The following is a 9,465-nucleotide window of genomic DNA, read 5'->3' on the forward strand; positions in this document are numbered from 1 at the left end:
ACTACTCGGCGTTGGTGGGCACCCTGAGCATGCCCTCCTGGGCCACCGTGGCCAGGAGGAGCCCGGACCGGCTGAAGATGCTTCCGGTGGACAGGCCGCGGCCACCCTGCGCCGAGGGGGAATCCTGCACGTAGAGCATCCACTCGTCGGCACGTCCGAAGCGGTGGAACCACATGGCGTGGTCGAGGCTCGCGACCTTGAGCCCTGGGGTGGCCCAGGCGATGCCGTGGCGCCTCATGATCGGCTCCATGATCGAGTAGTCGCTCGCGTAGGCCAGCGCCGCGCGGTGCAGGTCGGGGTCGTCCGGCAGTGGGCCGAGCGTCTTCATCCACACGGCCTGGCGCGAGGTGTGCTCGCCGTTCACCGTCAGGTAGATCGGCGACGGGATGTGGCGCATGTCGAACGGGCGTTCGCTGGCCCAGTAGCGCGCGATCGAGTGGTCGACCCTCTCCAGGGACTCCGCCGCGGTCGGCAGGGACTCCGGGTCGGGCAGGTCGGTCGGCATGTCGATGTGATGTTCGAGGCCCTGGTCGTCGTCCTGGAACGACGCGATCATCGAGAGGATCGGCCGCCCGTCCTGGTAGGCCTGCGTGCGGCGGGTCGCGAAGGAGCGTCCGTCGTGGATCCGGTCGACCGAGAACGTGATCGGCTGGCCCACGTCGCCCGGACGGAGGAAGTAGCCGTGCATCGAATGAACGTGCCGGTCGTCCGGCACCGTGCGCATCGCCGCGACGAGCGACTGGGCCAGGACCTGTCCGCCGAACACCCGGCCGAGCGGCATCCATTGCGACGGCCCGGTGAAGATGTCCTCGCTCGTGCGGGCACCCGTGTCGGTGAGGTCGAGGGCGGTCAGGAGACCTTGCATCGGCTCGTCCATGTGGCCTCCTCAGGCGCGTGAAGGGGGGTTCGTGTGAGCCCCGTCGTACCTTGGTAGTTTAGGAGCAGATGAGCAAGTCATTTTCTCTCACGGATTCCCATTCCCTCAGCGACCTCCAGGTGTACCTGTCGCGTGCCAGCCGGGTGGAGGACGGTTCCGTGCGCCTGATTTCGGCGGCCGGGGTGCTCGCCGTCTACACGGCCATCCTCTACCCGCGCGGACTCCTCGACGGCAGCCCGACGGTGCTCGGCCTGCGCACGTTCGCACTCGGCACGCCGGTCGAGCTCGACGCGGTCGTGCCGGTGCGCTCACTGCTCGACCGGCTGGCCAGGCTCGTGTCCGCCGTGACCCTGTCGGACGCGCCGGTCAACGTGACCGTGCCGCTCGAGGTGACCACCGTGACCTGGGCCGGGATCTCCCCGCCCAAGGGCGGCTGGACGGCCCTGGGCGAGACGGATGCCGCCCTGCTGCAGGCATCCGCGGACGCCGGGATCGAGGAGGTCGCCGCGGTGATCCCGACCGGAACGGGCGGCCAGATCGTGCAGCGCGTGCGTTCCGAGGTGTGGGGCCGGCCGATCCCCGGACTGGAGATCGTGCCGGCCGGCGCGGCCTTCGCCGCCGTCAGTCTCGGCTTCCTGCCGAAGGAAGAACCCGTGCGCCTGTTCGAGACCGGCCCGTGGACCCGGCTGAGCACGAGCCGCGGCCACATCCTGGTGCGCCGCAAGCCCTGGTCGCTCCGCAGCTGACCGGCGTCGTCCGGCGGCTGAGTTCCGGAGAAAACACCTTGACTTAGCCCCACGTCGAAGGTGCTTTCCCCGGAACTCAACCGCTGAGCGGGTGAGCGTGTTGCTACTGGCCGGCCGTGATTCCCGCGGGCTCGACCACGGGTGCGTGAGCGGCTTCGGCGTCGGCATCGGGGGCGGCTTCGGACGTGTCCCGGCCCCGCCCGCCCCGGTAGCGCCAGATGCCGATCCCGACCACGACGGCCGCGAGGAGCAGCGACAGCAGCAGCGACTGGATCGCTGGGTTCCCGGCGTCAGGACGGCCCGGGGAGCGCCAAACCGGGTCCGGCCCCCGGCTGCGACGCATTAGGGCGCCAGGACGTCTCCGGTTGCGAGCAGCGCGGCCCACACATCGGCGCGGGCGTGGAAGGTGCCGAGGTCACGGCCGAGCAGCTGCTCGGCCTGGCCGATCCGGGCGCGGACGGTGTGCCGGTGCACCCCGAGCACCTCGGCCGCCGGCCCGAACTGGCCGTTCTGCTCCAGCCACACCCGCAGCGTGGCCAGGAGCGCGGTGCCATGGGCGGCGTCATGGTCGCTCAGCGGCGCGAGGGCCGCGCGGGCGACCTCCGAGGCATCCGTCCTGGCCAGGAAGGCGAGCACCCCCTGCCGGGAGATCAGGTCGAAGGCCACAATCCCCGGTTCGGCCTCCTGCGCACGCTCGAGCGCCTGGCGGGCCTGGGCGAGCGCCCTGGGCAGTGACCGGTACGGGGCCGGGTCTGACACCCCCACGTGCAGGCCGAACCCGACCAGATCGTCGAGCAGAGGGCCGGCGTCGGAGTCGAGGCAGACGACGACGCCGGCACCGACCCGGGCGTAGAAGAGGTGCCCGCCGCGCTCCTCGACCCGGAGCTCGAGGAACTCGGTCAGCGCATCCAGACGCTCCGGGGGAGGGTCGGCCACCGCGACCCGCACCGGCTCAGCCGGGAAGGCGCCCCACAGCTCGGCCGAGATCGTGTGCGCCAGCTCGACCTGACCGCCGAGCAGCGCGTGCAGCAGCCCGGAGCGGAGGTGCCCCCGGGCGCGCGCGAGCGCCGTGTTCTGCTCGAGAGCGAGCCCGGCGAGCGCGATCACGCTCGTCACGACCTCCTGGCCGGCCAGGTCGAGCGGGGTCCGGCCGCCGAGCGCGAGCACGCCGCGTAGCTGGTCGCGGCGCCCGAGCGTCTGCAGGTTGAGCGTCTCGTCGCCGTCGTCGACGGTGAGGCTGGCGCGCTGGCCGCGGCGGAGCATCCGCGCGGCCTCGTGCTGCGCCCGGTCGAGGGAGCCGGGGGAAGCGGATGCCCCGGTGAACGCGTCGCGGGGGAAGACCCGGTCGAGCGCCCCGCTCGGGTCGAACAGGGCGACCCAGTGGCCGAGCTGACGGGACAGCTCGCTCAGGGTGGCGCTGAGGCCGTCGGGGCGGAGGGCTGCGAGCGAGATGGCGCGCTGCGCGGCCAGCGTCCAGGTGTCCCTGGCGAAGCGCAGTTCGGCGACGAGGTCCCCGGCGGTGCGGGCCACGGCGATGAACGGCGTGCCGTAGGGCACCTCGACGAGGGGGATGCCCCTGGCCAGGCAGGCGGCGACCAGCGCGTCGGGCGTGCCGTCGCGCACGACCTCGGTGCCGAAGCCGAGGCAGGCGATGCCGAGGCCGGCCAGCCGGTCCACGTAATCGGTGTAGAAGGCATCCGTGGTCGCGTCGGAGGTGAACTGACGACCGGTGGTGAGCAGCATCTGGCTGGCGGAGAGGAACGGGGTCGGATCGGGCAGGTCCGAGCTGTGCACCCAGTCCACCGGCGCATCTAGCGCGCCGGCCGGGAGGTCGGACTCCGGGGTCAGCAGGCGCAGGTCCAGGCCCGGCTGGGCGAGGAGGCGACGCAGGGGAGGGAGCAGCGGTGGGGCCACGGACGGAGACATGCGACGAGTGTACAGGGCGGCGAAAGATCGGACGTAGGTTGTACATAGTGGCAGACGCGGGTGGGGCCTGCCGTGCATAGCATTGCGCAATTGGCATCGTCGCCGGCAGCGCGGCGATGCACCTGTGTCGCAGAACTGGAGCAGCCATGACCATCGTCGAAACCCCCACATCCACCGTGCCGCTCGGCGGACCGAGCCTCCCGCAGGAGCGTCGCCTGGTGACGAGCATCCCCGGCCCGAAATCGCAGGCACTGCAGGCGCGCAAGGCGCAGGCGGTCTCGGCCGGCGTGGGGGTGACCCTTCCGGTCTACATCGTCGCGGCCGGCGGCGGCGTGCTCGTCGACGTCGACGGGAACTCGCTGATCGACCTCGGCAGCGGCATCGCCGTCACCGGCGTCGGCAACAGCGCTCCGCAGGTGGTCGAGGCCGTCGCGGCCCAGCTCGCCCAGTTCACCCACACCTGCTTCACCGTCGCCCCCTACGACTCCTACATCGAGGTGGCCGAGACCCTCAACCGGCTCACCCCGGGCGACCACGCCAAGCGCAGCGCCCTCTTCAACTCGGGGGCCGAGGCCGTGGAGAACGCCGTCAAGATCGCCCGGCACTACACCGGCAAGCAGGCCGTCGTCGCGTTCGACCACGCGTACCACGGCCGCACCACCCTGACCATGGGGCTGACCGCGAAGAACCAGCCCTACAAGAACGGCTTCGGCCCGTTCGCCGCCGAGCTCTACCGCGCGCCGATGTCCTACCCCTACCGCGACGGCGGGCTGGACGGCGTCGTCGCCGCGAAGCGGGCCATCTCGCAGATCGAGAAGCAGATCGGCGCCGAGAACCTCGCCGCGGTGATCATCGAACCGATCCAGGGCGAGGGCGGCTTCATCGTCCCCGCGCCGGGCTTCCTGCCCACGCTCGTGGACTGGTGCCGGGCCAACAAGGTCGTCTTCATCGCCGACGAGGTGCAGACCGGTTTCGCCCGCACCGGCGACATGTTCGCCAGCGACCACGAGGGCATCGTGCCGGACCTGATGGTGATGGCCAAGGGAATCGCCGGCGGCCTCCCGCTCTCCGCGGTCACCGGCCGCGCCGAGATCATGGACTCCCCGCAGGTCGGCGGCATCGGCGGCACCTACGGCGGCAATCCGCTCGCCTGCGCCGCGGCCCTCGCCACCATGGCGGCGTACGAGTCCGAGAACCTGGTCGCCCGGGCCAGGGAGATCGGCGCCATCCTCACCGGCCGGCTGAACGCCATCCGGACCGCCGACAAGCGCGTCGGCGACGTGCGCGGCCGTGGCGCCATGATCGCGGTCGAACTGGTCGACGCCGTGACGGGCGAACCGGATGCCGCCCTCACCGGACGCGTCGTCGCCGCCGCCCACGCGCAGGGTGTCATCCTGCTCACCTGCGGCACCTACGGCAACGTGATCCGTTTCCTGCCGCCGCTGAGCATCCCCGACGGACTGCTCATCGAGGGCCTGCAGGTCGTCCAGGCCGCGCTGGCCGCCGCATGAGCCTCCTCGAGGCCGCACCGACGGCCCTCCTGACCGCACCGGCGACCCCGCTCGCCACCCCGCTGGCCACCCCGCTGATCGACGCCCGCGCCCAGCTGGCCAGCGCGATCGACGTGCTCGGCTACGGCGCGGGGCTGCAGTCCCTGCTCTCCACGCCGCGCCGGGAGATGACCGTGGCCGTGCCGCTCCGCCGGGACGACGGCAGCACCAGCCTGTTCACCGGCTACCGGGTGCAGCACAACCTCTCCCGTGGACCGGCCAAGGGCGGCCTGCGCTACAGCCCGGGAGTCACCCTCGACGAGGTGCGCGCCCTCGCGATGTGGATGACCTGGAAATGCGCCCTGATCGACGTGCCGTTCGGCGGCGCCAAGGGCGGGGTCACCATCGACCCCCGCCAGTTCTCCCAGGCCGAGCTGGAACGGGTCACCCGGCGCTACACCAGCGAGATCCTGCCGATCATCGGCCCGGAGAAGGACATCCCCGCCCCCGACATGGGCACCGACGAACGCACCATGGCCTGGATCATGGACACCTACTCCGTCAACGTCGGCTACACCGTTCCCGGCATCGTGACCGGCAAGCCGATCAGCCTCGGCGGGTCGCACGGCCGCGCCAGCGCCACCTCCCGCGGGGTCACCCACATCGCGCTCGCGGCGCTCCGGCACCGCGGCATCAGCCCGCACGGCGCCACCGCCGCGGTGCAGGGCTTCGGCAAGGTCGGCCACGACGCCGCCGTGTTCCTCACCGACGCGGGCGTGCGTGTGATCGCCGTGAGCGACCAGTACGGCGCCGTCTACAACCCGAACGGCCTGGACTTCACCCGTCTCAGTGCCTACGTCGCCGCCACCGGACGGGTCGTCGGCTACGACGGCGCCGAGCCGCTGGGCGGCGACGCCCTGCTCGAACTGCCCGTCGACCTGCTCGTGCCGGCCGCCGTCGAAGGAGTGCTGCACGAGGGCAACGCCGCCCGGGTCAGCGCCCGGATCATCGTCGAGGGCGCGAACGGTCCCACCTCCCCGGCCGCCGACCGCATCTTCGCCGAGAACGGCCAGCTCGTCGTTCCCGACATCCTCGCGAACGCCGGCGGTGTGCTCGTCTCCTACTTCGAGTGGGTGCAGGGCAACCAGGCCTACTGGTGGAACGCCGACGAGGTCGAGCACAAGCTCGAAGAACGGATGCTCGGCGCCTGGCAGCAGGTCGTCGAATACGCCGCGGCTCGGGACCTCTCCCTGCGCGCCGCCGCGACCGTGCTCGCGGTCGAACGCGTCGCCGAGGCCCACCTGCTCCGCGGCCTGTACCCCTGACAACGGCCCGGCGCGGCCGTGCCGGATGAGAGAACCTGCGTGAACCAGAACCAACCGAAAGAGAACATCGTGTCCCGTCGTGAAACCGACCTGCTCGCCCGCGTCCCCGACGGGCTCTACATCAACGGGGCCTGGCAGCAGGGCGGCGGCGACCCGATCGAGGTGACCGACCCGGCGACCGGGCTCGTGCTCAAACGGATCGCGAACGCGGATGCCGCCGACGGCATCCGTGCCCTCGACGCCGCGGTCGACGCGAGCGCGGCCTGGGCGGCGACCGCCCCGCGGGTGCGCGCCGAGATCCTGCGCCGCGCCTTCGACCTGCTGCAGGAGCGCCGCGACGACTTCGCCCTGCTGATGACGATGGAGATGGGCAAGCCGCTGGCCGAGGCGAACGGCGAGGTCACCTACGGCGGCGAATTCCTGCGCTGGTTCAGCGAGGAGGCCGTGCGGATCAGCGGCCGCTACGGGCTGAACCCCGAGGGCACCGGGTCGATGGTCGTCTCCCAGCACCCGGTGGGCCCGTGCCTGCTGATCACGCCGTGGAACTTCCCGCTGGCCATGGCGACCCGCAAGATCGCGCCGGCTCTCGCCGCGGGATGCACCGTCGTGATCAAACCGGCCGAACTGACCCCGCTGACCACCCTCTACTTCGTGCAACTGCTCGAGGATGCCGGGGTGCCGGCCGGGGTCGTGAACGTGATCACCACCTCCGCCTCCTCGGCCGTGGCCGGGCCGATCATCGCCGACCCGCGGCTGCGCAAGCTGAGCTTCACCGGGTCGACCCCGGTCGGTCGCAAGCTGATCCAGCAGGCCGCCCAGGGCGTGCTGCGCACCTCGATGGAGCTCGGCGGCAACGCCCCGTTCGTCGTCTTCGAGGACGCCGACCTGGACAAGGCCGTCGACGGCGCGATGCTCGCCAAGTTCCGCAACATCGGCCAGGCCTGCACCGCCGCCAACCGGTTCATCGTGCACGAATCGATCGCCGCCGAGTTCGGCCGCCGGCTCACTGAGCGCGTCGCCGCTCTCACCATGGGCCGCGGCACCGAGGAGGGCGTCACCATCGGGCCGCTCGTCAACGAGGCCGCCGTGGCGAGCACCGACGCGCTCGTGCAGGACGCCCTGTCGAAGGGTGCCACCCTGCTCGCCGGCGGGGTGCGCCCCGAGGGCCCCGGCTCGTTCTACGCGCCGACGGTGCTCACCGGCGTCGCACCCGGCAGCGCCATCCTGCACGAGGAGATCTTCGGACCGGTCGTCGGCATCGTCACCTTCGCCGACGAGGACGAGGCCGTGCGCCTGGCCAACTCCACCGAGTACGGCCTGGTCGGCTACGTCTTCACGAGGGACCTCGCCAGGGGACACCGGATGATCGGCCGCCTGGAGACCGGGATGATGGGCCTGAACACGGGGCTCGTCTCCAACGCCGCGGCGCCGTTCGGTGGCGTCAAGCAGTCCGGCCTGGGCCGCGAGGGCGGGCTCGAGGGAATCCACGAGTACCTCCAGGCCAAGTACACCCTGATCCCGGTCTCCTGACCCCGATCGAACCCGAAGAACCAACTCACACTGCAGGGGAGCAATCATGACCACGATCGAACGCGACATTGTCATCATCGGAGCCGGGGCATCCGGCCTCACCGCCGCGACCGAGCTGCGGAAGGCGGGCCTCACCGTCGCCGTGCTCGAGGCCAGGGACCGGGTCGGCGGCCGGCTCTGGACCGACGACATCGACGGCGCCATGCTCGAAATCGGCGGCCAGTGGGTCTCGCCTGACCAGGACGCGCTCAAGGAGACGATCGCCGAACTCGGCCTCGAGACCTTCGCGCGGTACCGCATCGGCGAGAACGTGTACATCAACGCCGCCGGCGAGCGCACCCTGTTCGAGGGCGAGATCTTCCCGGTGTCGGCCGAGACCGAGCGTGAGATCCTCCGCCTGATCGAGCTGCTCGACGGCCTCGTCGCCCAGACCGACCCCGACCGCCCGTGGGCGCACCCGCGCGCGAAGGAACTCGACGAGATCTCCTTCAGCGCCTGGCTGGAGAACGAGACGACCGACCAGGAGGCCCGCGACAACATCGGCATGTTCATCGCCGGCGCCATGCTCACCAAGCCGGCGCACGCGTTCTCCACCCTGCAGGCGCTGCTGATGGCGGCCAGCGCCGGCAGCTTCAGCAACCTCGTCGACGCCGACTTCATCCTCGACGAACGAGTCGTGGGAGGCCTCCAGCAGGTGCCGATCCTCCTCGCCGAACGGCTCGGCGACGACGTGCACCTCGGCCAGGCCGTGCGCACCCTGCGCTGGACCGAGGACGGCGTCGTCGCCGTCACCGACGACCTCGAGGTGCACGCGCGCCGCGTCATCGTGGCTGTCCCGCCGGTGCTCTACAGCCGGATCTCGTTCGAGCCTCCGCTGCCGCGCCGCCAGCACCAGCTGCACCAGCACCTCTCGATGGGCTTCGTGATCAAGGTGCACGCCGTCTACGAGACCCCGTTCTGGCGAGAGGACGGTCTCTCCGGTACCGCATTCAGCCCCTACGAGCTCGTGCACGAGGCCTATGACAACACGAACTTCGGCGACAGCCGCGGCACCTTCGTGGGCTTCGTGTCGGACGAGGCCGCCGACCTGGTGTTCACCCTCACGCCGGAGGAGCGGAAGACCCGCATCCTCACCTCGCTCTCGCACTACTTCGGCGAGAAGGCGCTCACGCCGGTCGTCTACTACGAGAGCGACTGGGGCACCGAGGAGTGGACCCGTGGGGCCTACGCGGCGAGCTTCGACCTGGGCGGGCTGGCCCGCTACGGCGCCGATCTGCGCACCCCCGTCGGGCCGATCTCCTTCTCCTGCAGCGACCTGGCCGGAAAGGGCTACCAGCACGTGGACGGCGCCATCCGGATGGGACGCGACACCGCTGCGGCGATCGTCGCCTCCGCCGAACTCGTCTAGCGCTCTCGCGCTGCGGCGACCTCAGGTTGTCGCGGCGCACCTTTGGGCAGCGGGCGCACGTTCTAGAGCGTGTTGATTATTGGAGGCTGGCGATCGAGGCCAGCGCTCAGTCCCATGTCGGATGTCGATGGGCTGGTGTCGGCGCGGGCGATCGGGCGCTGTG

The 9,465-nt window shown here is 71.2% G+C and carries 7 protein-coding genes and 1 pseudogene; 5 read left to right on the plus strand and 3 right to left on the minus strand.

The annotated features are described in order from the left end of the window. Position 1: 1 nt before the first annotated feature. Complete coding sequence (locus E3O32_RS03880; RefSeq protein ID WP_241974536.1) at positions 2 to 877, minus strand: acyl-CoA thioesterase; 876 nt, start codon at positions 875 to 877, stop codon at positions 2 to 4. A 68-nt stretch (positions 878 to 945) separates the two neighbouring features. On the opposite strand from E3O32_RS03880, the gene E3O32_RS03885 reads away from it, so the two are divergent. After that, positions 946 to 1,623, plus strand: coding sequence for a DUF8185 domain-containing protein (locus E3O32_RS03885; RefSeq protein WP_134507183.1), 678 nt, complete (start codon positions 946 to 948; stop codon positions 1,621 to 1,623). Positions 1,624 to 1,726: 103 nt separating this feature from the next. On the opposite strand, the gene E3O32_RS03890 is transcribed toward E3O32_RS03885, so the two are convergent. Then, positions 1,727 to 1,966: a hypothetical protein gene (locus E3O32_RS03890; RefSeq protein WP_134507185.1), complete on the minus strand. Its 240-nt coding sequence runs from the start codon at positions 1,964 to 1,966 to the stop codon at positions 1,727 to 1,729. Beyond that, on the minus strand, positions 1,966 to 3,549 hold the full coding sequence (locus E3O32_RS03895) for a PucR family transcriptional regulator ligand-binding domain-containing protein (RefSeq protein WP_134507187.1): 1,584 nt from the start codon (positions 3,547 to 3,549) through the stop codon (positions 1,966 to 1,968). Before E3O32_RS03895 ends, E3O32_RS03890 begins: the two co-directional genes overlap by 1 nt. A 146-nt stretch (positions 3,550 to 3,695) precedes the next feature. Between E3O32_RS03895 and gabT the strand changes: the two genes are divergently transcribed. The 4 genes and pseudogenes from gabT to E3O32_RS03915 all read left to right on the plus strand — a co-directional run. Beyond that, positions 3,696 to 5,060: a 4-aminobutyrate--2-oxoglutarate transaminase gene (gene gabT, locus E3O32_RS03900; RefSeq protein ID WP_134507189.1), complete on the plus strand. Its 1,365-nt coding sequence runs from the start codon at positions 3,696 to 3,698 to the stop codon at positions 5,058 to 5,060. Further along, positions 5,057 to 6,364, plus strand: coding sequence for a Glu/Leu/Phe/Val family dehydrogenase (locus E3O32_RS03905; protein ID WP_134507191.1), 1,308 nt, complete (start codon positions 5,057 to 5,059; stop codon positions 6,362 to 6,364). The genes gabT and E3O32_RS03905 overlap by 4 nt, the downstream gene beginning before the upstream one ends. A 69-nt stretch (positions 6,365 to 6,433) precedes the next feature. After that, positions 6,434 to 7,894, plus strand: a complete 1,461-nt coding sequence (locus tag E3O32_RS03910) for an NAD-dependent succinate-semialdehyde dehydrogenase (RefSeq protein ID WP_134507228.1) — start codon at positions 6,434 to 6,436, stop codon at positions 7,892 to 7,894. Positions 7,895 to 7,934: 40 nt separating this feature from the next. Then, positions 7,935 to 9,302, plus strand: a pseudogene (locus E3O32_RS03915) (flavin monoamine oxidase family protein); the annotation flags it as partial. Between the last annotated feature and the right edge of the window lie 163 nt (positions 9,303 to 9,465).

Source organism: Cryobacterium mannosilyticum (genome assembly GCF_004402705.1).
Taxonomy (GTDB): Bacteria; Actinomycetota; Actinomycetes; order Actinomycetales; family Microbacteriaceae; genus Cryobacterium; species Cryobacterium mannosilyticum.

Coding starts and splice junctions, on each gene's coding strand:
- E3O32_RS03895 (WP_134507187.1), bottom strand. CDS start 3,549: ATGTCTCCGTCCGTGGCCCCACCGCTGCTCCCTCCCCTGCGTCGCCTC.
- E3O32_RS03885 (WP_134507183.1), top strand. CDS start 946: ATGAGCAAGTCATTTTCTCTCACGGATTCCCATTCCCTCAGCGACCTC.
- gabT (WP_134507189.1), top strand. CDS start 3,696: ATGACCATCGTCGAAACCCCCACATCCACCGTGCCGCTCGGCGGACCG.
- E3O32_RS03905 (WP_134507191.1), top strand. CDS start 5,057: ATGAGCCTCCTCGAGGCCGCACCGACGGCCCTCCTGACCGCACCGGCG.
- E3O32_RS03890 (WP_134507185.1), bottom strand. CDS start 1,966: ATGCGTCGCAGCCGGGGGCCGGACCCGGTTTGGCGCTCCCCGGGCCGT.
- E3O32_RS03880 (WP_241974536.1), bottom strand. CDS start 877: ATGGACGAGCCGATGCAAGGTCTCCTGACCGCCCTCGACCTCACCGAC.